This is a genomic window from Ensifer sesbaniae, assembly GCF_013283665.1.
In the GTDB taxonomy this organism is placed as follows: domain Bacteria; phylum Pseudomonadota; class Alphaproteobacteria; order Rhizobiales; family Rhizobiaceae; genus Ensifer; species Ensifer sesbaniae.
The window spans coordinates 371,862-396,299 of the sequence record NZ_JABEKU010000001.1 but is presented as its reverse complement, the minus strand read 5'-3'; the positions used below and the strand labels follow the sequence as shown (position 1 = coordinate 396,299).

Genomic DNA, 24,438 nt, shown 5'->3' with positions numbered 1-24,438 from the left:
TTCCTCATGGCCCGATGCTGCGGCGCTGGCGGGTCACCCAGCGGATACCGGCGACGACGGCAAAGGCGAGCAGCGGCCAAACGGCCCAGAACACGCCGCGCCACGTCAGCAGGTTGATGGCAAGGATCACCAGCCCGGCAAGGGCCAGCACGCCGATGCCGCGATCGACCCACGGATTTGCCTTGAGCCAGGCGAGGCCCGACAGGGTGCCGAACCCGAGCAGTGGCCAAGCGGACCAGAACGCACCATTCCAGGTAAGGAGGTTCAGCGCGACCAGTCCTGCGACGATGACAGCGAGCACGGGAAGAGATCCTCGCTTGGCCGCCGCAACTGCCCCCTCGACACCCTTTGCCTCCGTCCCGGATCGGTCGGGATCTCCGCTCGCTTGGCCAGCGGAGCGTCCGAGGGCCTGAACGCCGGGCGCCGGGCGTGCCTCGGCCGTGCCGATGCGCACCGCGTAGCTCGGCACGCCGCCATCGATGTTCTTCACTTCAAGCGGTCCCAGAAAATCAAAGCCGACGGCGACCTTGTTGCGCACCTGGTCGTAGACCGTGCTGGAGATGACGATGCCGCCGGCGGGTGCTGAGGCCTGCAGGCGCGCCGCGACATTGACGCCGTCTCCATAGAGGTCGTCTCCCTCGGCAATCACATCGCCAAGATTGATGCCGATGCGAAAGAGCATCTGTTCCTCGGCAGGGCACTTGGCGTTGCACCCCGCCAGTTCGTTCTGCACGTCGATCGCCGTCCGCACGGCTTCCACGACACTCGGGAACTCGGCGATCAGACCGTCACCCCAGGTGTTGACGACACGCCCCTCATGCGCCTCGATCAGCCGCGCCATGGCGTCGCGATAGCGCTTCAACGTGGCGAGCGTGCCCTCTTCGTCGGCACGCATCAGCCGAGTGTAGTCCTGGACATCCGCGGATAGGATTGTCGTCAGCTTGCGACGCGTCTCAGACATCGCCTTGTCCTCGCTTGAGTTCCGCCGGCACGGCGGACAATTGCATGGTACCGCGTTTGCACGGCCCGCACGCCTTGCGTTGCGGATAGAATATCAATGTTGACGGTCAAGGCTTCAAGGCGCGTTGCGCGAAAAGAGCGACGGCGTACAACCAATGTGAGGGAAAGAGAGTGCCGCTCGGCGGGAAACCAGTTCGACTTTCAACCAAATGCCAGAAACGAAAAAACCCCGGGTAACCGGGGTTTTTCAAAACCAAATCAAGGATTTGGCTTAGGGAATTTGGTGCCCAGAAGAGGACTCGAACCTCCACGCCTCGCGGCACAGGTACCTGAAACCTGCGCGTCTACCAATTCCGCCATCTGGGCGACGAGCGGGGGTGTAAAAGGCCAGAGCTGAAGTGTCAACAGGCTTTTTGAAGTTTTCGTGTCGGATTGCAAAAAACTCAGTTCGACGCGGTTTCAGCCCACCGACGGATTGTGGATAGACCTCTTGAGAGCAGCGCTTCGGCAGCCTCCGACGACTCCGCCTCGACGTAGCATCGCATCTCCGGCGCATTTCCCGAAGGCCGGAAATGGATGATCCGGCCATCGTCGAGCGTCAGCCTCAGTCCATCGATGTCGCTGACGGCAGAGACGCCGCCGATCGGCGACAGGAACTCCACAAGATTTGACTCGTCTCCGCGCAGATAAGCCATCAGCCGGGTGCTTGTTTCGACCGGGAAGTTTTCGAGCCTATCGCTGAGCGCCACAGGCAACCGGTAGGAAGCAGCGAGCGCGGATAGCGAAAGCTTGGCTTCGCCCGCGGCGGCAAGTGCGGCAACGATCGGGAGAAAGCTGTCGCGCGTTGGCAAGGCCTCGAGTGTAGCGCCGTTGACGACGAACGGGCTCGCGGTCAACGTGCCGCCATTGGCCTCGAAGCCGGCGACCTTCTGCGCCCCCTCTTTCAGCGCCTGCTGCATGCCGGCGATGACGAAGGGCGAGCCGACGCGGGTGCGCAGAACCGAGAGCCCTTCCCTGCCCTCCAAGCCGGAATTCGAGGTGACCGGAGTGACGGCAAGTCTGGCACCGAGGAAGCCGCACGCCATCAGGCCCAGCAGGTCGCCACGCATGGGCAGCCCGTTTTCGTCGGCGACCAAGGGCCGGTCGCCGTCGCCATCCGCGGACACGATCGCATCCAGGCGATGTTCGCGAGCCCAATCCCGAAGCCGCTCGATCGTCTCCGCCGAAACCGCCTCGGTATCGACCGGAACGAAGTGTTCCGAGCGCCCAAGGGCCACGACATCGGCACCAAAGTCAGCCAGCAGTTCGGCGATCAGGTCGCGGGCGACGGTGCTGTGCTGGTAGACACCGACCTTGAGGCCGGACAGCGCACCGGCCGGCAGCAATTGCCGATTCCTTTCCATGAAGAGCGCGGCAGCCGGGGCCGCGTAATCCTCGCCGGTCCCGGCATCGGCGACCGGGGCGATCTGGTTCGCAATACCGTCGGCGATGCGGCTGATCGCAACCTCGTCCTGCTTGTCGATCTCGCCGTCCGGGCGATAGAACTTGATGCCGTTGCGATCGGCCGGAATATGCGAGCCGGTGATCATCAGCCCCGCCACCTTGTTGGCGAGACCGTAAAGCGCCAGCGCAGGGGTCGGCACCGTGCCGCAATCGAAGACGCGCAGCCCCTCGCGCGACAGGGCAGCGGCGCAAACGGCCGCGATCTCAGGGCTCGAATCGCGAAAATCGCGGGCGATCAGGATGGGATCGCCGGGCCTGCTGTGCCCTGCCGCCATCAGGTGCCGGGCAAAGGCGGTCGCATAGCGGGCGGAGGGCTCTCCCTTCAGTTCCTCGGAGAGGCCGCGCAAACCACTGGTGCCAAACTTCAATTGCATCGCGTACCTCGTTGAAACGGGAATTGGTCATGAAAGAACCGCAGTCACACGGCCGAAGCATCGGCGCATCGTGCTGCGGGGGGATGAGCGAACAGAAATCCAGTAGTTCCAGTAGCGACCCGCGACTTCCGCCGCCATGAATAAACCAAGAAAAACAAACGTAATAGAGGCCGGGACAAAAGCGGAAGGCATGGCCTTCTGAAAGTGAGGACAAAATGACGGGATTTCGCAATTTCGTTATCGGCTGCAGTTTGGCCGCCACCTCCCTGATCACCCCCATCGGGCCCGTTCAGGCAATGCCTATCCAGGCGCCCGATCTCCAGATCAAGGCACAGAGCGACGTCCAGAATGTGTACCACCGGCGCCACTGGCGCGGCGGTTGGGGCCATGGATGGGGTTCCGGCTGGGGACCCTACTACCGTCACGGTTGGGGCGGACCGTACTATGGCTCGGGGCTGAGCTTCTACTTCGGCTCCGGCGGCTACTATGGTGGTGGTTATTATGGCGGCTACTACCCCCGCTATGGCTACTACCCGCGCTACGGTTACTACCCGCGCTATGGTTACTACCGCGGCTACTACCCGCGCCGCTACTACGGCGGTAACTACTACTATCGCGACCGATACGTGCGCGGCGGCTCACATGTGAGCTGGTGCATGTCGCGCTACCGCTCCTACGATCCGGCAACCAACCGGTTCCTAAGTTACGGTGGAACCTACAGGGTCTGCTACTCGCCTTACCGATAGGCGAAACCTCGGCAACGCCGCGTGAGGGCGATTGCGGCTCACGCGTGTCTCCGTGCGCGATCGCGGAGACAACTGCGTGTGCCAGACCCGCCCCGATTTGTGGGAGACCACGGTTAAACCGTCATTAACCGCAACGACCTAACTTTCGGAAAGCTCCACGATGCTGTCCGGGGATGAAACATGCTGCTTCCGACCCAGCAATCGATCGCCACCGCAACGACCAGCTTGGTCGGCTCGATCGTCAAGGACATCGAAAAGCGGCAGGCGGAAGAAGAAGAAAAGGCCAGAGGTGCCAAGGACGACAAGGTTCTGAAGGCGCAGGTCCAGTCCGATGGCGCCCGCAAGGCGGCCAACGACAAGATCAACGCCCATTTCTTCGATCGCACCCAGAACGACCCCAACAGCAATCGCGCGGCTCTCATTCGCCAGGTCGGTGAGTTCTTCGACCTCGACCGCGAGACATTCAAATCCGACGCCGCCTTCGCCAGAGCGCTCGAAAACGAGATCAAGGCCCTGGATCCCAGCGATATCGCCAAGGTCGAGAAGCAGCTTGGGCTGGATAAGCTCGGCGTCTCCCTCACCGAACTGACGGAGGCGCTCAAGAACCCGGGCGGCCGGGAAAACGAGACGTTGAAGACAGCACTTGGAGAGACGAGCGGCAAGGGGTCCCAAAGCCAGGCACAGGCTGCCAAGGCGGTGGATCGGCTGAAGAGCGCAGCGGAATCCGGGTCGCTTGAGGAAGCCCAGGTCGACAGCCTGCGCAACGATCCCACCCGCAGCACCGACAAGCAGTCGCTGGTCGAACAGAACGAGCAGTTACGCGCACTCCGTCTCAAGGATGAACTGAAAAATGTCGCCGAGCGCCGCGAAACCGAGCTGCAACCTTTGGTCCGCTTCGATGAGAACGGCCTGTACAGCCTGACGGCGCAGAGCTTCTGATTATTTCCTGCGCACGATCCCCAGCCGCGCCATGACCTCCTTGGGGATGCCGTAGCGGCGAACGGCATCACGGCTGTCACGCAGCCCGCAGATCTCGCGCTGGATGAAGAAGGCCCAAACGGCATCGGCAGCTTCGTCGAGAAGCCGCTCGCGCAGATCCGGAGCCACCTCCGCCTTTAGCTCCGACAGCGCGTCAAGTGCCTTTTCCACCTTCAACCCGTGCCGGCCGAGCGCATCGGCGCGCTCGGACATGAGTTCATATTCGAGCACGTTGAAGGCGCCGGTGGTCGAGAAGGTCGGGCCAAGGGCTTTTGGGGGACGAACGGTCATCCGGAACTCCTCAGAAGTGCTGAAGATGGCGCTGTTGACGCCCACAGGCAAGGGCGGTCGACCGCTGCAGCCATCGAAACACGGTTAAGAATTCATAAACCTCTTTCACCTAACCTCGGACATCATGCCGATTCCCCATCCGCGACGTTGTCGCGGTCGTCCGGCCATTGGCCTGCTGCATGTTTCTTCAAGAACATGCAGCAACCCAAAGAGCGACAGCGACCTTTGCGCACCTCACAGGACGCGCGGCGCTGTAGACGCGCATGAGGCGCCGACCCGTAAGTGACGAAGAAAACAGTCCGCACGCGAGCCGGAAATCGGCCCGTGTCCAGGCGTGCAACCGCGTTTCGTCGGCCAACGACGATTGGTCAACCCGAGGTCAAGCGAGATGGAGACCAGAATGCTGATACCCATCCAGACGGGCCGAGCGGCGGCCACCTCCGCAGAAGACACGAGCACCAAAGCGCAGCAGCCGTCAGCGCTGTTGCCCGCCTTGCAGCGCGGCGAAGCCATACAAAAGATTCTGGACGCGCTGACCCGACATCTCTCGGGCCGCGAAATCCTCTCCAAGGACGCGCTGGTGCGGCTGATGGAGGACCTGGCGCGCATCCTGAAGTTTCCGCCCCTGCCGCAGGAAGGCGGGCGGGATTTCGTTCGCCGCCTCGTGGCCTTCCTCGAATCGATGCCTGCCTCCGATCGGCGGCTGCTCGAACGCCAGCTCGGCGGGCGCAGCCTCGCCGTCCGGGTCGGCTTGCTTGCAGAACTGCCGGCGATCCGCAATGGGACGAGCGCGCCGGGCAGCACCGCCACGTCGATGCCCGCCCAGGTGCGCGACGTCATCCTGCGCAACCCCTCTCTCCAGCCGGCCATGCCTCTCAACCCGGTTGCTGCACGCATGCCGGTCGCCGGCGAGGTCGCGCTGCTGCAAACAGTACTGCGCAAGACCTTTGGCGTCGGCGACGACACCGACGTGCGCGACCCCCGGGGCGATGAGCCGGACCGGACCGGAACGACAGAGGCACCCTCGAAAGGCCGAAACGCAGCACCGGTTGAGCGAAGCGAAATGCGTGCGACAGGCAAGCCCACGTCCGCGGAAGGCACGCCGGTCGAAAACGCCGCCGCCCTGCTCGCAGGCGAAGTCGAGGAAACACCTCCGCAAACGGCCTCCGGGGCCGAGCCTGAGCAAACCGTCCCATCGGCCGGTGCCGGGCATGTCGAAAGCGAGGCGTCCGCCAGCGAGACCACGGCGGCGCCGGCCGAGGCCGATGCGACGGCCGAATCCGCCGAAGACGCGGATCCGGATGGCACCTATGGGCCGATGCCGGATGCCGATGAGGAGAATGGCGTCAAGACAGCAACGGCGGCCGGACGCGGCAATCCCGAGACCCGGCCGGTGCGGGTGCTTTTCGAGGCAATCAAGACGCTCATTCGCGACAGCGTCACCCCGCCCGGAAGCACTGCCGGCACCGAGACCAAGCCGGTGGCCGAGCACGCCGACGGAACGGATGCGCCGGCGCCGGTTCCGGCAAAGGACGCCGCACCGGCACGCGAGATCAAGGATGCGTCCCGCTCGCGCGGGGCGCCGGATGGCGGCAACGCCTTGCCGTCCTTGCTCGACGAGCAGGCGGAGGACGCAAAGGCCACTCAGCGCACGCCTGCGGACACGCTGCCGCAGCGCGTAACCGACGAACAGACGATGCGGCAGGTCATCGCCAGGCTGGTCGAAAACGGCCTGCCGCGCGAAGCCATCCCCTTTGCCATGATCCCCTACCCGCCGGCCGCCAGGGATGCGGCGGAAACCGAAAACCTCAGCCATGAAATGCCTGGCGGATCGGAAGACGAAACACCGGACGAAGAGCAGGGCGCTGAAGAAGGCGACGACCGCGATCAAGCGGACGGGGCGGAACCAACTGACGAGGCCGCGCTCGACGACAGGGCGGCGGAAGCATCCGACGCCTATGATCTTTATCGCAGGCTCGGCGGCCTCGGCTGAGAGTCCAAACCGAACAAGCATTCGGCCAAAGAAAAACCCGCGGAGATGGCTCTCCGCGGGTTTTCCAGTTCAGATGTCAGGCAACGATTACTCGTTGTTCTGGCGGTTCTTCAGAGCCGCGCCGAGGATGTCGCCGAGCGAAGCGCCCGAGTCGGACGAACCGAACTGAGCAACGGCTTCCTTCTCTTCGGCGATTTCCAGAGCCTTGATCGACAGCTGGATCTTGCGGTCCTTCTTGGAGAAGTTGGTGACGCGCGCGTCGACAACCTGACCAACCGAGAAACGCTCCGGACGCTGTTCGTCACGGTCACGCGCGAGGTCAGCGCGGCGGATGAACGAGGTGATGTCTTCGTGGTTGACGAGCTTCACTTCGATGCCGCCATCGTTGATCGCGATGACTTCAGCCGAAACAACGGCGTTCTTGCGCAGTTCGCCGGAAGCGGCGGCGTCGCCGACCGAGTCCTTGCCGAGCTGCTTGATGCCGAGCGAGATGCGCTCCTTCTCGACGTCGACGTCGAGAACAACAGCGCGAACGACGTCGCCCTTGTTGTACTCTTCGATGACCTGCTCGCCCGGACGGTTCCAGTCGAGGTCGGAAAGGTGGACCATGCCGTCGACATCGCCGTCGAGGCCGATGAACAGGCCGAATTCGGTCTTGTTCTTGACTTCGCCTTCGACTTCGGTGCCAGCCGGATGGCTATGCGCGAATGCCTGCCACGGGTTCTCGAGCGTCTGCTTGAGGCCGAGCGAGATACGACGCTTGGTCGGATCGACTTCGAGAACGACGACGTCGACTTCCTGGCTCGTGGACAGGATCTTGCCGGGGTGTACGTTCTTCTTGGTCCAGGACATTTCGGAGATGTGGATCAGGCCTTCGATGCCCGGCTCCAGCTCGACGAACGCACCGTAGTCGGTGATGTTCGTGACGGTACCGGAGATCTTCTTGCCGACCGGGTACTTCGCACCGATGCCATCCCACGGATCCGACTCGAGCTGCTTCATGCCGAGCGAGATGCGGTGGGTTTCCTGGTTGATGCGGATGATCTGAACCTTGACCTGCTGGCCGATGTTCAGGATCTCCGACGGATGGTTCACGCGGCGCCATGCCATGTCGGTGACATGGAGCAGACCGTCGATGCCGCCGAGGTCGACGAACGCACCGTAATCGGTGATGTTCTTGACGACGCCTTCGACAACCTGGCCTTCTTCGAGGTTCTGAACGATTTCAGAACGCTGTTCGGCGCGGGACTCTTCGAGAACCGTACGACGCGATACGACGATGTTGCCGCGGCGCTTGTCCATCTTGAGGATTTCGAAGGGCTGCGGGTTGTGCATCAGCGGGGTGACGTCGCGGATCGGACGGATGTCGACTTGGCTGCGCGGCAGGAAGGCAACGGCGCCGTCGAGATCGACGGTGAAGCCGCCCTTGACCTGGTTGAAGATGATGCCTTCGACGCGTTCGCCGGCTTCGAACTTCACTTCCAGGCGCTGCCAGCTCTCTTCGCGGCGGGCCTTTTCGCGCGACAGAACGGCTTCGCCGAGCGCGTTTTCGATGCGCTCAACATAGACTTCGACTTCGTCGCCGACCTTGAGCGAGCCGTCCTTGGCCTTCGCGCCGAATTCCTTCAGAGCGATGCGGCCTTCGACCTTCAGACCGACGTCGACAACGGCGACGTCCTTTTCGATGGCCGTAACGATGCCCTTGGCAACATAGCCTTCGGCGAGATCGGTCTTCGCGAAGGATTCTTCGAGAAGGGCGGCGAAATCGTCACGGGTGGGGTTGGTAGCAGACATGGAATCTCCTGCATGCATCTCGTTCGAGACGCACATGCGCCGGGGGCTGGTGTTGAACAGGCCTGAACCCAGTCCGCCCCAATCATGGAGCAATCCGGCGCGTGGACGGAATTTCAGGCTATGCAAGAGGAGCGACCCTGACAGCGTCGGAGATAGGCTCTTCTTCAGATCTTCTTCATCAGCGCCGCGTCGATCAAAGTCTTCGCGGCCTGAAACGCCGCCTCTATACTCATTTCGGACGTATCAAGCAAGTGCGCGTCGTCGGCAGGCCGCAAAGGACTGTCGGCGCGGCCCATATCGCGTTCGTCGCGCTTCTTCACGTCCTCGAAGATGGCCGCATAGTCAGCCTGTTGGCCGTTGCCGACGATCTCGTCATAACGCCGCTTCGCCCGCACTTCCGGCGAGGCGGTGACATAGAGCTTTACCGGCGCATCGGGGCAGACGACCGTGCCGATGTCGCGGCCGTCGAGAACGGTTCCGGGCTCGCGCAGCGAAAAGGCGCGCTGCGCCTCGACCAGCGCCCGCCGCACCGCCGGCATGACCGCGATCTTCGACGCTGCCTCGCCGATCGCATGGGCGGAAAGGACTGAGCGGTCGAGCCCGGCGAGCTCGACCTCGCGCGCCATCTTCTCGGCCACCGCCTCGTCGTCGAGCGGCAGGCCCGCATCCAGCAGCGCCTTGGCGGTGGCCCGATAGGTCAGCCCGGTATCGAGATGGTGAAAGCCGTATTCTTCGGCGATCCTTCGCGAGAGCGTGCCCTTGCCGGCCGCAGCCGGCCCGTCGATGGCGATGGTGAACGTCATTTTCCAACCTGCATATGTATATGGTCGTCGTGCCTGGCGGCCCTGCAACCCTGAAACCTAATGGACTCGGCCTCAACGCCAAGTCTTTGCGCCAGATGCGGCTCCACGAATATCTTCTCGATACCGAAGCTACTCCCCTCACCGGAGAGCCAGCGGAGCGCCTCGCCGGTCCGGCCTTCCTCCAGCGGCAAAGACCGCCACAGCGACTGCAAGAAGTCCAAGTCCCACCGCAAGGTCAAGAGGTCTTCGCGATCCCGGCATGCGATTGTCAGCCGCGATCTGGGTTGGAGCGCCGGCGTCGTCGGCTTCACGCGATCTCTGCCCCCAGCCCTGTCATCAGATCCGTGAACCCCGGAAAGCTCGTCGCAATCATCGACACATCATCGACCTGAACCGGGTGCTCCGAGGCAAGCCCCAGGACAAGGAAGCTCATGGCGATGCGATGATCGAGATGGGTCTTCACGACCGCGCCTGAAGCAGCGCCTAGTCCTTTGCCGCCCGGACGGCCGCGGACAACAAGCGAGGATTTGCCCCCATCGCAATCGACACCGCTGCGTTTCAGGCCCGCGGCGATGGCGGCGAGGCGATCGGACTCCTTCACGCGCAGCTCATCGAGGCCGCTCATGACGGTCGCGCCTTCGGCAAGGGCGGCGGCAACAGCGAGAACAGGATATTCGTCGATCATCGAGGCTGCGCGCTCTTCGGGCACCGTGACGCCCTTCAGCTCGGAATGGCGCACCCTCAGATCCGCCACGTCTTCTCCGCCGGCCTGCCGGATGTCGATCACTTCGATGTCGGCGCCCATCTCCTGCAAGGTCAGGATCAGGCCGGTGCGGGTCGGGTTCATCAGCACGCTGCGGATCGTGATGTCAGAGCCCGGAACGACCAGTGCCGCAACCAGCGGGAAAGCCGCCGAGGACGGGTCGCCCGGCACCTCGATCTCCTGGCCGACGAGCCGGCCACGACCTTCGAGCCGGATGGTGCGGACGCCGGCGGCATCGGTCTCCACCGAGAGTTCGGCGCCGAATCCGCGGAGCATGCGTTCCGTGTGGTCGCGGGTCAGCACCGGCTCGATGACGGTGGTGATGCCCGGCGCATCGAGACCGGCGAGCAGCACCGCCGATTTCACCTGGGCGGATGCGACCGGCACCCGATAGGTGATCGGCGTCGGCGTCTTCGGTCCGCGAAGTATCACCGGCAGACGATCACCGGCAGCCGCCTTTACCTGCACGCCCATCTCGCGCAAGGGATCGAGCACGCGCGCCATCGGCCGCCGGCCGAGCGAGGAATCACCGATGAACGTCGTTTCGAAATCATAGACGCCGGCGAGACCCATGATGAGCCGGCAACCCGTGCCGGCATTGCCGAAATCGAGCGGCGCTTCCGGCGCAAGCAACGCGCCGTTGCCGACGCCGTTGACGATCCAGGTGTCGCCGTCCTTGCGGATCCCGGCGCCCATGGCCTGCATCGCATGGCCCGTGGCGATCACGTCGTCACCTTCGAGCAGGCCGGTAACGCGCGTCTCGCCAGCGGCAAGGGCACCCAGCATCAACGACCGATGCGAAATCGACTTGTCCCCGGGAATGCGGGTCGACCCCTTGAGGCCGTCGGATTTGCGGGCGGTGGCGGGGCTTTGGCCCAATCCTTGCGACATGCAGTATCCTCGAAACATGCAAGACAGTATCGCGCGCTCGAAGGCCCGCCAAAGTCGCGGCAGCACATGAACGGCTGCCCGCTTTATTCTTAGATCGATAGGATTGAAGAAAACAATGCAGCGCGTAAGGCATCCTTGCGGGCCGGCGCCAAGGCGCTTGCAAGTTTTGTCTTTGACAGATGCTGTCAAGATGATTATGGGGACCGGCTAATCATCATAAGCTTGATACCCTTTCCACCCGCCGGTTTTTCCGGCAAGCGCCGGCACGGCCGGCCATTCAAGAGGCTTTGACTGTGGCAAAACCGGAACTTGGAACAAAGCGCATCGACCCGGAAACGGGGCGCAAATTCTACGATCTGAACCGTGATCCGATCGTTTCGCCTTACACCGGCAAGTCCTACCCGCTGTCCTTCTTCGAAGAAAGCTCGGTCGCCAAGGTGCTCGAGAAGGAAGAAGAAGAAGACGTCACGGAAGTCGATGCGGAGAACACCGAAGTCGAACTCGTTTCGCTCGAGGATGCCGATGATGAGGCAGCGGGCGGCGACGACCTGCCGGATCTCGGCGACGACGATGTCGAAATCGACGGTGACGACGACGACACCTTCCTCGAAACCGACGAGGACGAAGACGACGACGACATGAGCGGTCTCATCGGCGTTTCCGACGACGAAGAAGACGTCTAAGCGCTTCAAATGACATAGGAATGCTCCCGTCCTCGGCCTTTACGGCCCGGACGGGAGAAAATCGGCCCGGACTGCAAATAAATCCACAGGCCACGCATTTTTCGGCTTGCCATCCTCAAAAAGGGGAAGTAATAAGCCGCCACTCGCCGGGCACAACAGCCCGACGAACTTCCCGGACCGGCCCAGCCGGAACCCGATATGGGGCTATAGCTCAGCTGGGAGAGCGCTTGCATGGCATGCAAGAGGTCAGCGGTTCGATCCCGCTTAGCTCCACCAAATTTCTCCTTCGATTGAACGTTCTTGGACCTTCAAGGTCCCTCGCTGCCCCCCAATTCGTCCAGCGAGTCCAGGATCATGGTCAGCAGCCGGATGATGTCGGCCGACTCGAGCAGGGCGTTGCGGATTTCGCGTTCCGACCGGTTTGGCACGGAAGCGGCAATGTCGAGCAGGACATTGGTGACATCGGGCGCTTCGGTGTTCGGTTCCATGCCGGTCTGTTCGCGCATGCAGCGGATCAGCGCCACTGCGCCTTCGAGCAGCCGTTGTGCCTGTAATGGGGTGAGTTCATGAACCTCATTGGCGGCACGAAACAACTGGGATCTGAAGCCCGATATCGTGGTCATCTCCCGGATGATACTCCTTTCGGCTTCAAATGAAAGTGGTGGCCGCAGCCGCCCGTGCAACGTTCGGATGAGCATGTTACGCGGGCGACCTTGTGCGAACGCGACCGCCGATCCGCACAGTCACACATCGGTACGGCCCGGGCCGCTCCGATGCGCGCTTATGATTTGTTAAGCATCGAAACGCGGAAGCTGATGCCCATGTTCCTGATCTCGAAAATCTTCTGGCTGGTGGCGCAGCCGCTGTCCTTCTCGTTCTTCACAGTCTTTGCCGGACTGCTGGCGACAGCCGCGGGCTTGCGCCGCACCGGTATTGTCTTCTGCGGCCTCGGCGCGCTGGTACTCTTTGTTTCGCTGTTCACCACTGCCGGCCCCTATGCCCTGCAAGCGCTGGAGGATCGCTTTCCTCACCCGGCGCCACCTGCCTCGCTCTCCTGCATCATCGTGCTCGGCGGCGCCTTCGAGAACGAAGTGATGGCAGGGCCGCGGCGGCACGGAGTTCAACCAGGCGGCGGACCGTTTCATCGAGACCCTGGCGCTCGCCAAGCACTATCCCGAGGCGCGTATTCTCGTGTCCGGCGGCGACGGCTCGTTCAGTGGCGCCTATGCCGGAGATGCCGAGGCGTCGGAAAGCTTCCTCGCGGCGTTCGACGCCGGCGGCGAGCGGCTGATTCGCGAAGTGCAATCGCGCACGACCTTCGAGAACGCCCGCAACACCAAGGAATTGCTGGCCGCGCATGGGCTTTCGAACTGCGCGCTCGTTACCTCCGCCTTCCACATGCCGCGTTCGGTCGCGCTCTTCCGCGCCCTCGATATCCCCGTCATTCCCTGGCCGGCGGATTACCGCACCAGCGGCAAGCTTGGCCTCGGCTTCGACTTCACCCAGCCGTCGCTCAACGCCCAATTGACGACGACGGCGGTGCGCGAATGGATCGGGCTCATCGGCTACTATCTCACGGGCCGGACAGCCTCGATCCTGCCGGCGCCCTGAGAGTTGACGCCGGGGCACGAGATGGCCCAGCTTCAAGGGGAACCGCCGATTCTATAGTCCGGAGCGCCCATGCCGATCCTCGAAATCCTCGACTACGCCGGTGTTGCCGTCTTTGCAGCGACCGGAGCGTTGTCGGCATCACGCAAGCAGCTCGATATCATCGGCTATCTCTTCCTCGCCTCGGTGACCGGCATCGGCGGCGGCACCATGCGCGACGTCGTTTTGGGCGCGGCTCCGGTCTTCTGGGTTACCAATCCGACCTATCTGCTGGTCTGCGCCACGGTGGCGGTCATCCTCTTCTTCACCGCCCATCTCTTCGACTCGCGCTACCGGGTCCTCGTATGGCTCGATGCGATCGGCCTTGCGGCCTATTGCGTCATGGGTGCTGCGAAGGGATTTGCGGCTACGGGCTCCGCGGGTGTCGCGCTCGTTACCGGCATGCTGACGGCCACCTTCGGCGGCATCCTGCGCGATCTGCTCGCCGGAGAGCCTTCGGTGCTGCTCAGGCCGGAAGTCTATGTCACCGCCGCATTGATCGGCGCTGGCGCCTTCGTTCTGGCGACGATGGCCGGCTTGCCGCTTACGGCGGCATCGACGCTCGGCGTGATTTCGGCCTTCATCGTGCGCGGCGGCGCGCTCAAATACGGCTGGACGCTGCCGACGGGCAAGGCGCTGCCGGGCCGAGATCCGGACGATGTGATGTGACTTGGGGCACGATCGACACGAAGGCCGAGCGATCAACTTATCTTGAAGATCGCCCTGCGGGCCAGTTTGAAGCTATGCCGTTCCGGACGGAATACCGCTTCACACTTTTCCCAGACCTGCGCCGATGTCAGCGGCCATTCTTGCGACGCAGACGGATCACCACGTCGACATGCGAAATCTCCATGCCCTCGGGCGGCTCCGGGAGATTGTCGATCTGGATGTTGCTGACGGGGATATCGAGAACCTCGTTCTGACCCTCGACGAAGAAGTGATGATGATCCGACACGTTGGTGTCGAAATAGGTCTTGGCACTTTCGACCGCCAGGACACGGATCATGCCGGCTTCGGTGAACTGGTGCAGCGTGTTGTAGACGGTTGCCAGCGAAACCGGCACCCCGGCCATCACAGCTTCTTCGTGCAATTCCTCGACGGTCAGATGGCGATCACCCTTGGCAAAGATCAAATCGGCGAGGGCAACGCGCTGACGGGTCGGACGGAGGCCTGAGTGGCGCAGCCTTTCTTCCGAACTCACTTCTGTTGCTTTCGTCATCAAGGGTCGTTCCATGTATCCCGGCGAAATTCACAATACTTCCGTTGCGATATAACTTTTGCGCCCCGCGCTTTCAATAGATTCTCATCCAGACATGCGTTGCAAAGCCTGAAAAACCGGTCAAACTCGGGGAAGGTTGGCAATTAACTCTGGTCGCGCCCACATTGATCCTGTAAGCGACGGCGGAACGAAAATGCCATCTGAGGCGGCGGTGACCGGGCCGGAAACGAGAAGATCCGGGTTCCCCGCGCTTCATTTCAAGCCGAACTTGCTCTAAAGCAGATCGGATAACACGTTAAGTCATTCGGGGAAGCACCTATTCATGACCACCAGACAATCCAGCTTCAGCTACGAGGAAATCCTGGCCTGCGGCCGTGGCGAGCTGTTTGGCCCCGGCAACGCGCAACTGCCGCTGCCGCCGATGCTGATGGTTCATCGCATCACCGAGATTTCCGAAACGGGCGGCGCCTTCGACAAGGGCTTCATCCGCGCCGAATACGACGTGCGTCCCGACGACTGGTACTTCCCCTGCCACTTCCAGGGCAACCCGATCATGCCGGGCTGCCTCGGCCTCGACGGCATGTGGCAATTGACGGGCTTCTTCCTGGGCTGGCTCGGCGAGCCCGGCCGCGGCATGGCGCTCTCGACAGGCGAAGTGAAATTCAAGGGCATGGTTCGCCCCGAAACCAAGCTGCTGCAGTACGGCATCGACTTCAAGCGCGTCATGCGCGGCCGGCTCGTGCTCGGCACTGCCGACGGCTGGCTGAAGGCCGATGGCGAGACTATCTATCAGGCAACCGACCTGCGTGTCGGGCTGTCGAAGGATAAGGCCGAGTAAGGACCAGGCCTGCCTGCACCGAACGAAATAAAGAAAAGGTCAGTATCATGAGACGGGTTGTTGTCACGGGCCTCGGCATCGTTTCCTCGATCGGAAACAACGCCGACGAAGTCACGGCGTCGCTGCGCGATGCAAAGTCGGGTATCACGTTTTCTCCCGATTTCGCGGAAAACGGCTTCAAGTGCCAGGTCTGGGGCGCTCCGTCGCTCGACCCGACCGAGCTCGTCGACCGCCGCGCCATGCGCTTCCTGTCGCAGGGCGGCGCGTGGAACCACGTGGCGATGAAGCAGGCAATCGCCGACTCCGGCCTCGAAGAGTCGGTCGTTGCCCGTAACGAGCGCACCGGCATCATCATGGGCTCGGGCGGCCCGTCCACCCGTACGATCGTCGACGCCGCCGACATCACCCGCAAGAACGTCAGCCCGAAGCGCATCGGCCCGTTCGCCGTTCCGAAGGCCATGTCGTCCACGGCTTCCGCAACGCTCGCGACCTGGTTCCAGATCCACGGCGTCAACTACTCGATCTCTTCGGCCTGCTCGACCTCGGCGCACTGCATCGGCAATGCGGCCGAGATGATCCAGTGGGGCAAGCAGGACGTGATGTTTGCCGGCGGCCACGAGGATCTCGACTGGACCATGTCGAACCTCTTCGACGCCATGGGTGCCATGTCCTCGAAATACAACGAGACGCCGGCGACGGCTTCGCGCGCCTATGACGTCAACCGCGACGGCTTCGTCATTGCCGGCGGCGCAGGCGTTCTCGTGCTCGAAGAACTCGAGCACGCCAAGGCCCGCGGCGCCAAGATCTATGCCGAAATCGTCGGCTATGGTGCGACCTCTGACGGTTACGACATGGTGGCCCCTTCGGGCGAGGGTGCGATCCGCTGCATGCGCCAGGCGCTTTCGACGGTGAAGGGCGACGTCGACTACATCAACACCCACGGCACCTCGACTCCGGTTGGCGACAGCAAGGAGATCGGCGCGATCCGCGAAGTGTTCGGCAGCAAGATGCCGCACATCCAGTCGACGAAGTCGCTGACCGGCCACTCGCTGGGTGCTGCCGGCGTGCAGGAATCCATCTACGGCCTCTTGATGATGCAGGCCGGCTTTATCGGCGAAAGCGCGCATATCAGCGAACTCGACCCCGAATTCGAGGGCGTTCCGATCGTTCGCAAACGCATCGACAACGCCAAGATCGATACGGTTCTCTCGAACTCGTTCGGCTTCGGCGGCACCAATGCCACGCTCGTTTTCCAGCGCTACAACGGATAACACGATGACGGGACTGATGACTGGAAAGCGTGGCCTCATCATGGGTGTGGCCAACAACCATTCCATTGCCTGGGGCATCGCCAAGGCGCTTGCGGCGCAGGGTGCCGAACTCGCCTTCACCTACCAGGGCGAAGCCCTTGGCAAGCGTGTCAAGCCGCTGGCCGCCGAGCTCGGCTCCGACTTCCTGCTTCCCTGCGACGTCGAAGACATCGAGTCCGTCGATGCCGTGGTCTCTGCGATCAAGGAGCGCTGGGGCAAGCTCGATTTCGTCGTGCACGCCATCGGCTTCTCCGACAAGAACGAGCTGAAGGGCCTCTATGCCGACACCTCGCGCGACAACTTCAGCCGCACGATGGTGATCTCCTGCTTCTCCTTCACCGAGATCGCCAAGCGCGCGGCCGAACTGATGAACGACGGCGGCTCGATGCTGACGCTCACCTATGGCGGCTCGATGCGCGTCATGCCGAACTACAACGTCATGGGCGTCGCCAAGGCCGCGCTCGAGGCTTCCGTGCGTTACCTCGCCGCCGATTACGGTGCGCGCGGCATCCGCGTCAACGCGATCTCCGCCGGCCCGATCCGCACGCTTGCCGGCGCCGGCATTTCCGACGCCCGGGCGATGCTGTCCTGGCAGCAGAAGAATTCGCCGCTGCGCCGGACCGTCACCATCGACGACGTCGGCAATTCGGCTCTCTATCTGCTGTCGGATCTGTCGCGCGGCGTCACCGGCGAGATCCATTACGTCGACTCCGGCTACAACATCACCTCGATGCCGTCCCTCGACACGCTCAGGACAGCCGACGCCGAGTAAGGCGCTCAGGGTAAGGCGTTCAAGCGGAAACGCACGACAAAGCCCACGGATCAGCCTGCTGCATGTTTCCTCAAATCGACCTCGATTTAAGGAAACATGCAGCAAATCAAACTGCTACAGCGCCGCGCGTCTGATTAGACGCGCGGCGCTGTAGTCCGTGGGCTTCGTCATTGATGGGCGGTTCAAACCAAGACGAACAGCACGAACAAGGCGGCGATGACCGCCAGCACGACAAATCCCGTATGGGTGCGCCGCCCCGGATCCAGCGGCAGATGATAAAGGCTTTTCAGGAACGACATGGGCACTTCGGAGGTGGCTCCATGTCCCTCGGCATGCTTGATGTCCCTGGCGACAGCCTCGGCCGCATCCTCGGTCAAGGGCGGCCTGTTCACTCCCGACGTCATCGCACTCATCCTCCGACGAGAAACACCGACGGCGTCATGGTGGGCCCGAACAGGGGTGATGGCAACAGGCAAACTGTCGCTGCCCGCCGGCCGGAGCGACGGGCCCAGAAAGCAACGAGCCGGGCGAATGGCCCGGCTCGTTGCTTGATCCTTAAAGCGCGTCGCGATCTTTCAGATTCGCTCCTTGTGCTTTAAGCCTTTGATATTTCGCATGTCGTTATCGCAAAACCGCTGCGCACTTTTGCGCGAATGCTTTAATGGTCTTCAGCGCTTCGCCCAGAGCACCTTGAAGCGGGCGTTGCGGCAGGTTTCGCCGTATTCCTTGGCGTTCTCGGCCAGTACCTGCTCGTAGGGCAAGCCGCGATTGGCGACCAGCATTAGCTTGCCGCCCTGCTTCAGCGCCTTCAGCGCCGTCTTGATGATGGCAATGCCGAGCGCCGGCTCGGCGGCGTGGGCCTCATGGAAGGGCGGGTTCATGACGATGAGATCGTACTTGTCGCGCGGCTCTTCGCTCGTCAGATCGAACCAGTAGAAGCGCGCCGGCGTCGAGGGGGCATTTGCCATCATGTTGACGCGGGCAGCCTCCAATGCCTCGTGATCGGCCTCGAAGAGATCGACGCCCTTGAGGCCCGGCGAGGCTTCGGCGAGCTTGACGGCGAGATAGCCCCAGCCGGCGCCGAAATCGGCAGCATGGCCGTGGAAATCGTTCGGCAGGCGCGAGGCGAGCAGTTCCGAGCCCGCATCGATGCGATCGTGCGAGAACATGCCTGGTGACGCCTCGAACAGGCCTTCGACACGTACCGGCACCTTGGCGAGCTTGTGTACGGCATCCGTGACGTCGTCCGGGCGGGTGAACCAGAAGGCGACACCGTGATATTTCGGCAGGTGGTCGCCGTCCCACTCGAACTTGGCGATCCGCTTCCTCAGCGACTGGATGCCGTCTTCCTTGCCGCCGGCAACGACGATCAGGCCGCCCTCACGCGTGTGCTTCAACGCCTCGGCGATCCGGTCCTCGTTCTCGCCCTTGTGCTTGCCGCAGAGCACCAGCGTGACGTCGTAGTCCTCCCCGGTGATCTCCGGCGACACATCGGCGCGTACGGCCTCCAGGGCGCGATAGAGCGGCCTCAGCGGCTGCACGGCCGCGATCGAGGCTTCGAAGCCCTGGGGCAGCCTGTAGCCAGCCTCGGCGCCGAGAAAGAGAACGCGCTCGCCTTCGCCCGGCGGGTCGATCACGCCGCTATCGAACGGGTAAAACAGGGTCTTCAACGCATCTCGGCTCATCGGTCTATCCGTCTCTTCCTACAAGAAAGGGGCGCGGAGCGATCCGCCCCGCGCCCCGAATGCATTCGGGTGAAGCCTGCTTATTCGGCGGCTTCGCCGTCGCCCTTCTTCTCAGACTTCTCGGCAACGATTTCCTTGCCGGTCGCCTGGTCGACAACCTTCATCGACAGGCGAACCTTGCCGCGCTCGTCGAAGCCCATGAGCTTGACCCAGACCTTGTCGCCTTCCTTGACGACGTCGGTCGTCTTGGCAACGCGCTCGGCGGCGAGCTGCGAGATGTGGACGAGGCCGTCACGGGCGCCGAAGAAGTTGACGAAGGCGCCGAAGTCGGCGGTCTTGACGACCGTGCCTTCATAGATCTGGCCAACTTCCGGCTCGGCGACGATCGAGTGGATCCACTTGCGGGCCGCTTCGATTTCCTTGCCGGACGAGGAGGCGATCTTCACGGTGCCGTCGTCTTCGATGTTGATCTTGGCGCCGGTCTTTTCGACGATTTCGCGGATGACCTTGCCGCCGGAGCCGATGACTTCGCGGATCTTGTCTACCGGGATGTTCATGACTTCGATGCGCGGAGCGAATTCGCCGAGCTGGCCGCGGCTTTCGGAGATGGCCTTGGCCATTTCGCCGAGGATGTGGAGACGGCCGCCCTTGGCCTGGTTGAGCGCGATGCCCATGATCTCTTCGGTGATGCCCTCGATCTTGATGTCCATCTGGAGCGAGGTGATGCCGGCTTCCGTGCCGGCGACCTTGAAGTCCATGTCGCCGAGGTGGTCTTCGTCGCCGAGGATGTCGGAGAGAACGGCGAAGCGCTCATCTTCCTTGATCAGGCCCATGGCGATACCGGCAACCGGCTTTGCCAGCGGAACGCCGGCATCCATCAGCGCCAGCGAGGTGCCGCAGACGGTGGCCATCGAGGACGAGCCGTTCGACTCGGTGATTTCCGAGACGACGCGCAGCGTGTAGGGGAACTGTTCCGCCGTCGGCAGCATCGGGTGGATGGCGCGCCAGGCAAGCTTGCCGTGGCCGATTTCGCGGCGGCCCGGAGAACCCATGCGGCCCGTCTCACCGACCGAGAAGGGCGGGAAGTTGTAGTGCAGCATGAAGTTTTCCTTGTACATGCCCGTCAAGGAATCAACGTACTGCTCGTCTTCGCCGGTGCCGAGCGTGGCAACGACGATCGCCTGGGTTTCACCGCGGGTGAAGAGCGAGGAGCCGTGGGTGCGCGGCAGGACGCCGACTTCGGCGACGATCGGACGAACGGTTTCGAGATCGCGGCCGTCGATGCGGCTCTTGGTGTCGAGGATGTTCCAGCGAACGATCTTGGCCTGCAGGTGCTTGAAGACGGCGCCGATTTCTTCAGCCGTATGGGCCGGGTTCTCGATGCCCTCGGGCAGGAAGTGTTCCTTCACCTTGGCCTTGACGGCGTCGACGGCAGCGTAGCGGGCAGCCTTCTCGGTGATCTTGTAGGCGTTGCGCAGCTCGTCTTCGGCGATCGAGAGCATGGCGTTCTCGAGGGCGGAATGGTCTTCCGGCTCGAATTCGCGCGGCTCCTTGGCGGCAACTTCAGCAAGCTTGATGATCGCGTCGATGACCGGCTGGAAGCCCTTCTGGCCGAAGACGACGGCGCCGAGCATGATGTCTTCCGGCAGTTCCTTGGCTTCGGATTCGACCATCAGCACCGCGTCCTGGGTGCCGGCGACGACGAGGTCGAGGGTCGATTCGTCCATCTCGTCGAGATGCGGGTTCAGAACGTACTGGCCGTTGATGTAGCCGACGCGCGCGCCACCGATCGGGCCCATGAAGGGGATGCCCGACAGCGTCAGCGCAGCCGAAGCGGCGACCATCGACAGGATGTCCGGATTGTTCTCGAGGTCATGCTGCATGACCGTGACGATCACCTGGGTGTCGTTCTTGTAGCCTTCCGGAAAGAGCGGGCGGATCGGACGGTCGATCAGGCGCGAAACCAGCGTTTCGTTTTCGCTCGGACGGCCTTCGCGCTTGAAGTAGCCACCCGGGATCTTGCCGGCGGCGTAGGTCTTTTCCTGGTAGTTGACGGTCAGCGGGAAGAAATCCTGGCCCGGCTTTGGCGCCTTGGCCGAAACGACGGTCGCGAGAACGACGGTTTCACCGTAGGTGGCGAGAACGGCGCCATCAGCCTGGCGGGCGATCTTGCCGGTTTCGAGCTTGAGCGGACGCCCAGCCCATTCGATTTCAACCTTGTGGGTATCGAACATGTTCTGTCCTTCGTGTGCGGCGGACCTTTCCGCGGCTGTTGCAGCGCGGGTGGTCGAGGGGCCGCATGAAATGGCGCATCACGGGCAAGACAACGGGAGGCTTCACGCTTGAAATCGGCTTGTTTCCGCTTCGCCGGACCGCTCATCAGCGGCGTTCCGGCAAGCAGGGCCGAAGCATCCTGCAATCCTGCCCCATGACGGGCCATCGGTTGATCCGCGAAACCGGCCCATCCGGTTCGCTGGATTCTCTCCTGAAGCCACGCTTCCTGGGCGGCCGGAGAGTTCATTCGTCGAGCGTGCACCGCTCCATAAAAAAGCCGGCGGGCCGCAATGACCCGCCGGACAAGTCGCTTAGCGACGGATGCCCAGGGCACCGATCAGCTTGCTGTAGCGCGCTTCGTCTTTCTTCTTCAGATAGTCGAGGAGCGAACGACGGCTGGAAACCATCGCGAGCAGACCACGGCGGGAATGGTTATCCTTCTTGTGGCCCTTGAAGTGTTCGGTCAGGTTGTTGATCCGTTCGGTCAGGATAGCAACCTGGACTTCCGGGGAACCGGTATCGCCTTCGACGGTTGCAAATTCCTTGATGAGCTGAGCCTTACGCTCTGCAGTAATCGACATCGGATGATCCTTTCGATTTCGAGGATTTCGGGACGCCTTCAGCCGGGATGTCGTCCAGCTGCGGCCGTGAACGCAACTGGCATGCGCCTTTTGCTGGCGTGCCTATAAACGAAATGGATGAAAAAGGAAAGGGTCATGAGCCGGCCCTCCTGGAGGCCGGCAGGACGCATCAGTTGCTCGTCGGGCGCGGTCGCATCGGTGCGGATTTCTGCGGGTCGCGATTGACCGAAACGCAATCGAGATAGGCGGAGAAAGCCCAGCCAAGCGCGCCGGCCTCGTTGGCGACCAGAGACCAGCGCTTGCCTCCGAGATTGCGCTCTCCGGTCCTCTTCACCCTCGTTCCGTTCGACAACGTCATCACGACCCGACCGTTCGGCGCGTCGCGGATGTTGAGCGGCGTCCCGGTCGGGTCCGCGACGGTGCAAGCGATTTCTATACCGCGCGCCGGCCCACCCGTTGACAGGAGGAGCACCGGGATTACGGCCAGCACCAACAGACGACCGAAAGACGGTTTCATCGCGAGCGCTCTCCTCCGTTTGCCTTCATGCCTCTTCTTCCTTCTCGTCGCGGGGAATGGTGATCCGCCACTCAATGCCGTCGGCATGCATTATCCGCTCCAGGGCGGCGTTCAGCGCCATGCCGAGCATGCGCTCCAATACCAAGGTCCCGAAGCCCTTGCGGACCGGATCCAAAGGCTTGCCCGCGAGATCCGCGCCCTCCTCCCGCCAGCGAATGGCAATGCCGTCGTCCTCCAGCGACCAGCTCAGCTTGACGACCCCGGTGGTGTTGGCAAGCGCACCGTATTTGGTGGCATTCGTCGCAAGTTCGTGCAGGGCCATGCCGAGCGTCTGGGAGATCTGCGTGTCGAGCCTCAGGGCGGGGCCGGAAAGGATCAGGCGTTTCGGATCGTCGGGCGTGAACGGCTGCAATTGGTTCTGGGCGAGCTCGCGGAAATCGACGCCTTGCGCCGCATTTGCAATCATCAGGTCCGTCGAGCGCGCAAGCCCGGCAATACGCTTGCGGAAGGATTCGGCGAAGTCGGCGGCACTCTCGGCCGAATAGACCGATTGGTTCAGCATGGACTGGATGACGGTCAACTGGTTCTTCGAGCGGTGGGCCACTTCGCGCATGAGGAAGCGGATCTCGTTTTCCGCCTTGCTGCGCGCCGCGGCGGCGCGTGCCAGCGCCGTCGAGACCTGCTCGACCTCGGATATCATGTGCGGCCGGGATTCGATCCGCTCGCCGGCGCCGAGACGGCGCGCATCCTGCGCCACCAGCTTGACGCCCTGCGACAACAGCCGCGCGATCGCCAGCGAGCCGGCGATCGCGATGCCGGCGAAAATGATGCCGCCGAGCGACAGCCAGAGAAACGACCAGACGGCCGGCGCATCGACGGTTGCGCTCGGTGCCCAGGCAATGATCCGCCATCCGGTGACGACGGAGAACTCGGTCGCGACGCGATATTCCGTGCCGTTTTCCTTGATATTGCTGACGCCAATGCTGATCGCCGGCACCGTGTCGAGGAAGAACGGTTCGCCGGCCTTCACGGCTGCGTCCGACGAGATGATGACCTTGCCCGCGCTATCGACCAGCGCCGCATTCCAGCCGGGGGAGAGCGTATCGCGGTTAACGGCCTTGGCCATGTTCTCGGCGTTTTGCGTCAACGTCAGCACATATTCCTCGCCGGTCGACAACTTCGCCGGCAGGTAAACGTTGAACACCCATTTTCCCGCGGTCTGGCCGAAGAAGACGTTGGAGACGAGTGGCGCACCACTGTTGGTGAAGGCGCGCTCGACGGAGTCCGGATCCGAGGCCTTGTTGAGCTGTGCGCCGAAAGGCACGCGCGTGTTGAGCAACTGGTTGTGCTTGCGATCTATGACGATCAGGTAGGAATCCGTCTCGGCAAGCGCGGTCGAGGCCCTGCCGTAGAAGGCCTCCATGTTGCCGTCTTCGATTTCTTGTGATGTCGACAGCACCTTCAGCGTGGTCAGCATGCCTTCGATGTCACGCTCGACGATACGGGTGACCGACCCGGTCGAGGCCTGCAGCAGCGCCGTGATCACCTGCTCCTGCTGATCGACGCTGCGCTTCAGCACCACGAGCGAAAAAATGAAGGCCGGAACGATGGCTACCAGGAGCAGCGACGTCAGGTAAAAGCTGAAAGGCCGGGTCAGGCGATGACGAAGGAGATCGACGATCGCCGACAGGCCATTCGCCGTCCTTCGTTTTCCTTCTTCCGACACGCCCGTCACCTCAGCCGTCCGTCTTCATTGCGAGCCAGCGGGCACAGCCGCGTTCGGCGGACGCTGTCGAAGGCGGCGTGATCGCCATTC

23 protein-coding genes, 2 tRNA genes and 1 pseudogene are annotated in these 24,438 nt (G+C 62.7%); 10 read left to right on the top strand and 16 right to left on the bottom strand.

Annotated features, from left to right (window positions below; all coding sequences use genetic code 11):
- Window positions 1-4: 4 nt before the first annotated feature.
- The 3 genes from BHMPCIPO_RS01845 to BHMPCIPO_RS01835 all read right to left on the bottom strand — a co-directional run bounded on the left by BHMPCIPO_RS01845 (window position 5) and on the right by BHMPCIPO_RS01835 (window position 2,837).
- Entirely contained in the window at window positions 5-961 is a 957-nt protein-coding gene (locus tag BHMPCIPO_RS01845) for an adenylate/guanylate cyclase domain-containing protein (RefSeq protein WP_173515190.1), read from the bottom strand.
- A 280-nt stretch (window positions 962-1,241) separates the two neighbouring features.
- A tRNA-Leu gene (locus BHMPCIPO_RS01840) sits at window positions 1,242-1,326 on the bottom strand.
- Between the two features lie 77 nt (window positions 1,327-1,403).
- On the bottom strand, window positions 1,404-2,837 hold the full coding sequence (locus tag BHMPCIPO_RS01835) for a phosphomannomutase (protein ID WP_173515189.1): 1,434 nt from the start codon (window positions 2,835-2,837) through the stop codon (window positions 1,404-1,406).
- 215 nt (window positions 2,838-3,052) lie between these two features.
- Here BHMPCIPO_RS01835 and BHMPCIPO_RS01830 point away from each other — a divergent pair, with 215 nt between their 5' ends.
- Together BHMPCIPO_RS01830 and BHMPCIPO_RS01825 are read left to right on the top strand one after the other, a co-directional pair.
- The gene (locus BHMPCIPO_RS01830) at window positions 3,053-3,583 is read left to right on the top strand and encodes a BA14K family protein (protein WP_173515188.1); all 531 of its coding nucleotides are present in this window, start codon (window positions 3,053-3,055) and stop codon (window positions 3,581-3,583) included.
- A gap of 180 nt (window positions 3,584-3,763) precedes the next feature.
- Window positions 3,764-4,522 carry a hypothetical protein gene (locus BHMPCIPO_RS01825; RefSeq protein WP_173515187.1) on the top strand — a complete coding sequence of 253 codons (759 nt, stop codon included), beginning with the start codon at window positions 3,764-3,766 and terminating at the stop codon, window positions 4,520-4,522.
- Here the strand turns inward: BHMPCIPO_RS01825 and BHMPCIPO_RS01820 are convergent, their stop codons facing one another.
- Window positions 4,523-4,852, bottom strand: coding sequence for a DUF6665 family protein (locus BHMPCIPO_RS01820; RefSeq protein WP_173515186.1), 330 nt, complete (start codon window positions 4,850-4,852; stop codon window positions 4,523-4,525).
- Between the two features lie 400 nt (window positions 4,853-5,252).
- On the opposite strand from BHMPCIPO_RS01820, the gene BHMPCIPO_RS01815 reads away from it, so the two are divergent.
- Window positions 5,253-6,845, top strand: a complete 1,593-nt coding sequence (locus tag BHMPCIPO_RS01815; protein ID WP_173515185.1) for a prolipoprotein diacylglyceryl transferase — start codon at window positions 5,253-5,255, stop codon at window positions 6,843-6,845.
- Between the two features lie 87 nt (window positions 6,846-6,932).
- Here the strand turns inward: BHMPCIPO_RS01815 and rpsA are convergent, their stop codons facing one another.
- The 4 genes from rpsA to aroA all read right to left on the bottom strand — a co-directional run bounded on the left by rpsA (window position 6,933) and on the right by aroA (window position 11,096).
- Window positions 6,933-8,657, bottom strand: coding sequence for a 30S ribosomal protein S1 (gene rpsA / locus BHMPCIPO_RS01810; protein ID WP_173518052.1), 1,725 nt, complete (start codon window positions 8,655-8,657; stop codon window positions 6,933-6,935).
- Between the two features lie 146 nt (window positions 8,658-8,803).
- The gene (gene cmk / locus BHMPCIPO_RS01805) at window positions 8,804-9,442 is read right to left on the bottom strand and encodes a (d)CMP kinase (RefSeq protein ID WP_173515184.1); all 639 of its coding nucleotides are present in this window, start codon (window positions 9,440-9,442) and stop codon (window positions 8,804-8,806) included.
- A complete protein-coding gene (locus BHMPCIPO_RS01800; RefSeq protein WP_173515183.1) occupies window positions 9,439-9,753 on the bottom strand; it encodes a hypothetical protein in 315 nt (104 codons plus the stop codon). The genes cmk and BHMPCIPO_RS01800 overlap by 4 nt, the downstream gene beginning before the upstream one ends.
- Window positions 9,750-11,096 (bottom strand): 3-phosphoshikimate 1-carboxyvinyltransferase, encoded by a 1,347-nt coding sequence (gene aroA / locus BHMPCIPO_RS01795; RefSeq protein ID WP_173515182.1) that lies wholly within the window; start codon window positions 11,094-11,096, stop codon window positions 9,750-9,752. The genes BHMPCIPO_RS01800 and aroA overlap by 4 nt, the downstream gene beginning before the upstream one ends.
- Before the next feature lie 293 nt (window positions 11,097-11,389).
- On the opposite strand from aroA, the gene BHMPCIPO_RS01790 reads away from it, so the two are divergent.
- Both BHMPCIPO_RS01790 and BHMPCIPO_RS01785 read left to right on the top strand, forming a co-directional pair.
- A complete protein-coding gene (locus BHMPCIPO_RS01790) occupies window positions 11,390-11,779 on the top strand; it encodes a TIGR02300 family protein (RefSeq protein ID WP_173515181.1) in 390 nt (129 codons plus the stop codon).
- A 200-nt stretch (window positions 11,780-11,979) separates the two neighbouring features.
- A tRNA-Ala gene (locus BHMPCIPO_RS01785) sits at window positions 11,980-12,055 on the top strand.
- A gap of 32 nt (window positions 12,056-12,087) precedes the next feature.
- On the opposite strand, the gene BHMPCIPO_RS01780 is transcribed toward BHMPCIPO_RS01785, so the two are convergent.
- Window positions 12,088-12,477 carry a hypothetical protein gene (locus BHMPCIPO_RS01780; protein WP_173515180.1) on the bottom strand — a complete coding sequence of 130 codons (390 nt, stop codon included), beginning with the start codon at window positions 12,475-12,477 and terminating at the stop codon, window positions 12,088-12,090.
- A 123-nt stretch (window positions 12,478-12,600) separates the two neighbouring features.
- Between BHMPCIPO_RS01780 and BHMPCIPO_RS01775 the strand changes: the two are divergent.
- Together BHMPCIPO_RS01775 and BHMPCIPO_RS01770 are read left to right on the top strand one after the other, a co-directional pair.
- Window positions 12,601-13,390, top strand: a pseudogene (locus tag BHMPCIPO_RS01775) (YdcF family protein).
- A 69-nt stretch (window positions 13,391-13,459) separates the two neighbouring features.
- Window positions 13,460-14,095 carry a trimeric intracellular cation channel family protein gene (locus BHMPCIPO_RS01770; RefSeq protein ID WP_173515179.1) on the top strand — a complete coding sequence of 212 codons (636 nt, stop codon included), beginning with the start codon at window positions 13,460-13,462 and terminating at the stop codon, window positions 14,093-14,095.
- A 127-nt stretch (window positions 14,096-14,222) separates the two neighbouring features.
- Here BHMPCIPO_RS01770 and irrA read toward each other — a convergent pair whose 3' ends face one another.
- Window positions 14,223-14,645: an iron response transcriptional regulator IrrA gene (irrA, locus tag BHMPCIPO_RS01765; RefSeq protein ID WP_093234322.1), complete on the bottom strand. Its 423-nt coding sequence runs from the start codon at window positions 14,643-14,645 to the stop codon at window positions 14,223-14,225.
- A gap of 322 nt (window positions 14,646-14,967) precedes the next feature.
- On the opposite strand from irrA, the gene fabA reads away from it, so the two are divergent.
- Genes fabA through fabI form a run of 3 tightly spaced genes read left to right on the top strand, consistent with a single transcriptional unit; the run spans window position 14,968 to window position 17,565 of the window.
- Window positions 14,968-15,483 (top strand): 3-hydroxyacyl-[acyl-carrier-protein] dehydratase FabA, encoded by a 516-nt coding sequence (gene fabA / locus BHMPCIPO_RS01760; RefSeq protein WP_173515178.1) that lies wholly within the window; start codon window positions 14,968-14,970, stop codon window positions 15,481-15,483.
- Window positions 15,484-15,530: 47 nt separating this feature from the next.
- The gene (gene fabB, locus BHMPCIPO_RS01755; protein ID WP_173515177.1) at window positions 15,531-16,754 is read left to right on the top strand and encodes a beta-ketoacyl-ACP synthase I; all 1,224 of its coding nucleotides are present in this window, start codon (window positions 15,531-15,533) and stop codon (window positions 16,752-16,754) included.
- Window positions 16,755-16,758: 4 nt separating this feature from the next.
- Entirely contained in the window at window positions 16,759-17,565 is an 807-nt protein-coding gene (gene fabI / locus BHMPCIPO_RS01750) for an enoyl-ACP reductase FabI (protein ID WP_173515176.1), read from the top strand.
- A 182-nt stretch (window positions 17,566-17,747) separates the two neighbouring features.
- On the opposite strand, the gene BHMPCIPO_RS01745 is transcribed toward fabI, so the two are convergent.
- The 6 genes from BHMPCIPO_RS01745 to BHMPCIPO_RS01720 form a co-directional block, all read right to left on the bottom strand.
- A complete protein-coding gene (locus tag BHMPCIPO_RS01745) occupies window positions 17,748-17,969 on the bottom strand; it encodes a hypothetical protein (protein ID WP_173515175.1) in 222 nt (73 codons plus the stop codon).
- Between the two features lie 264 nt (window positions 17,970-18,233).
- Window positions 18,234-19,250, bottom strand: coding sequence for a class I SAM-dependent methyltransferase (locus tag BHMPCIPO_RS01740; RefSeq protein WP_173515174.1), 1,017 nt, complete (start codon window positions 19,248-19,250; stop codon window positions 18,234-18,236).
- Between the two features lie 80 nt (window positions 19,251-19,330).
- Complete coding sequence (gene pnp, locus BHMPCIPO_RS01735; protein WP_173515173.1) at window positions 19,331-21,484, bottom strand: polyribonucleotide nucleotidyltransferase; 2,154 nt, start codon at window positions 21,482-21,484, stop codon at window positions 19,331-19,333.
- A 351-nt stretch (window positions 21,485-21,835) separates the two neighbouring features.
- Window positions 21,836-22,105 (bottom strand): 30S ribosomal protein S15, encoded by a 270-nt coding sequence (gene rpsO / locus BHMPCIPO_RS01730; RefSeq protein WP_173515172.1) that lies wholly within the window; start codon window positions 22,103-22,105, stop codon window positions 21,836-21,838.
- A gap of 169 nt (window positions 22,106-22,274) precedes the next feature.
- A complete protein-coding gene (locus tag BHMPCIPO_RS01725; RefSeq protein ID WP_173515171.1) occupies window positions 22,275-22,622 on the bottom strand; it encodes an SH3 domain-containing protein in 348 nt (115 codons plus the stop codon).
- Between the two features lie 25 nt (window positions 22,623-22,647).
- Entirely contained in the window at window positions 22,648-24,357 is a 1,710-nt protein-coding gene (locus tag BHMPCIPO_RS01720) for a sensor histidine kinase (protein WP_173515170.1), read from the bottom strand.
- Window positions 24,358-24,438: the final 81 nt, after the last annotated feature.

What these genes read in the sequence shown, in the direction of transcription:
- BHMPCIPO_RS01845 (WP_173515190.1), bottom strand. Translation starts at nt 961, where the DNA reads ATGTCTGAGACGCGTCGCAAGCTGACGACAATCCTATCCGCGGATGTC.
- BHMPCIPO_RS01835 (WP_173515189.1), bottom strand. Translation starts at nt 2,837, where the DNA reads ATGCAATTGAAGTTTGGCACCAGTGGTTTGCGCGGCCTCTCCGAGGAA.
- BHMPCIPO_RS01830 (WP_173515188.1), top strand. Translation starts at nt 3,053, where the DNA reads ATGACGGGATTTCGCAATTTCGTTATCGGCTGCAGTTTGGCCGCCACC.
- BHMPCIPO_RS01825 (WP_173515187.1), top strand. Translation starts at nt 3,764, where the DNA reads ATGCTGCTTCCGACCCAGCAATCGATCGCCACCGCAACGACCAGCTTG.
- BHMPCIPO_RS01820 (WP_173515186.1), bottom strand. Translation starts at nt 4,852, where the DNA reads ATGACCGTTCGTCCCCCAAAAGCCCTTGGCCCGACCTTCTCGACCACC.
- BHMPCIPO_RS01815 (WP_173515185.1), top strand. Translation starts at nt 5,253, where the DNA reads ATGCTGATACCCATCCAGACGGGCCGAGCGGCGGCCACCTCCGCAGAA.
- rpsA (WP_173518052.1), bottom strand. Translation starts at nt 8,657, where the DNA reads ATGCATGCAGGAGATTCCATGTCTGCTACCAACCCCACCCGTGACGAT.
- cmk (WP_173515184.1), bottom strand. Translation starts at nt 9,442, where the DNA reads ATGACGTTCACCATCGCCATCGACGGGCCGGCTGCGGCCGGCAAGGGC.
- aroA (WP_173515182.1), bottom strand. Translation starts at nt 11,096, where the DNA reads ATGTCGCAAGGATTGGGCCAAAGCCCCGCCACCGCCCGCAAATCCGAC.
- BHMPCIPO_RS01780 (WP_173515180.1), bottom strand. Translation starts at nt 12,477, where the DNA reads ATGCTCATCCGAACGTTGCACGGGCGGCTGCGGCCACCACTTTCATTT.
- BHMPCIPO_RS01770 (WP_173515179.1), top strand. Translation starts at nt 13,460, where the DNA reads ATGCCGATCCTCGAAATCCTCGACTACGCCGGTGTTGCCGTCTTTGCA.
- irrA (WP_093234322.1), bottom strand. Translation starts at nt 14,645, where the DNA reads ATGACGAAAGCAACAGAAGTGAGTTCGGAAGAAAGGCTGCGCCACTCA.
- fabA (WP_173515178.1), top strand. Translation starts at nt 14,968, where the DNA reads ATGACCACCAGACAATCCAGCTTCAGCTACGAGGAAATCCTGGCCTGC.
- fabB (WP_173515177.1), top strand. Translation starts at nt 15,531, where the DNA reads ATGAGACGGGTTGTTGTCACGGGCCTCGGCATCGTTTCCTCGATCGGA.
- fabI (WP_173515176.1), top strand. Translation starts at nt 16,759, where the DNA reads ATGACGGGACTGATGACTGGAAAGCGTGGCCTCATCATGGGTGTGGCC.
- BHMPCIPO_RS01745 (WP_173515175.1), bottom strand. Translation starts at nt 17,969, where the DNA reads ATGACGTCGGGAGTGAACAGGCCGCCCTTGACCGAGGATGCGGCCGAG.
- BHMPCIPO_RS01740 (WP_173515174.1), bottom strand. Translation starts at nt 19,250, where the DNA reads ATGAGCCGAGATGCGTTGAAGACCCTGTTTTACCCGTTCGATAGCGGC.
- pnp (WP_173515173.1), bottom strand. Translation starts at nt 21,484, where the DNA reads ATGTTCGATACCCACAAGGTTGAAATCGAATGGGCTGGGCGTCCGCTC.
- rpsO (WP_173515172.1), bottom strand. Translation starts at nt 22,105, where the DNA reads ATGTCGATTACTGCAGAGCGTAAGGCTCAGCTCATCAAGGAATTTGCA.
- BHMPCIPO_RS01725 (WP_173515171.1), bottom strand. Translation starts at nt 22,622, where the DNA reads ATGAAACCGTCTTTCGGTCGTCTGTTGGTGCTGGCCGTAATCCCGGTG.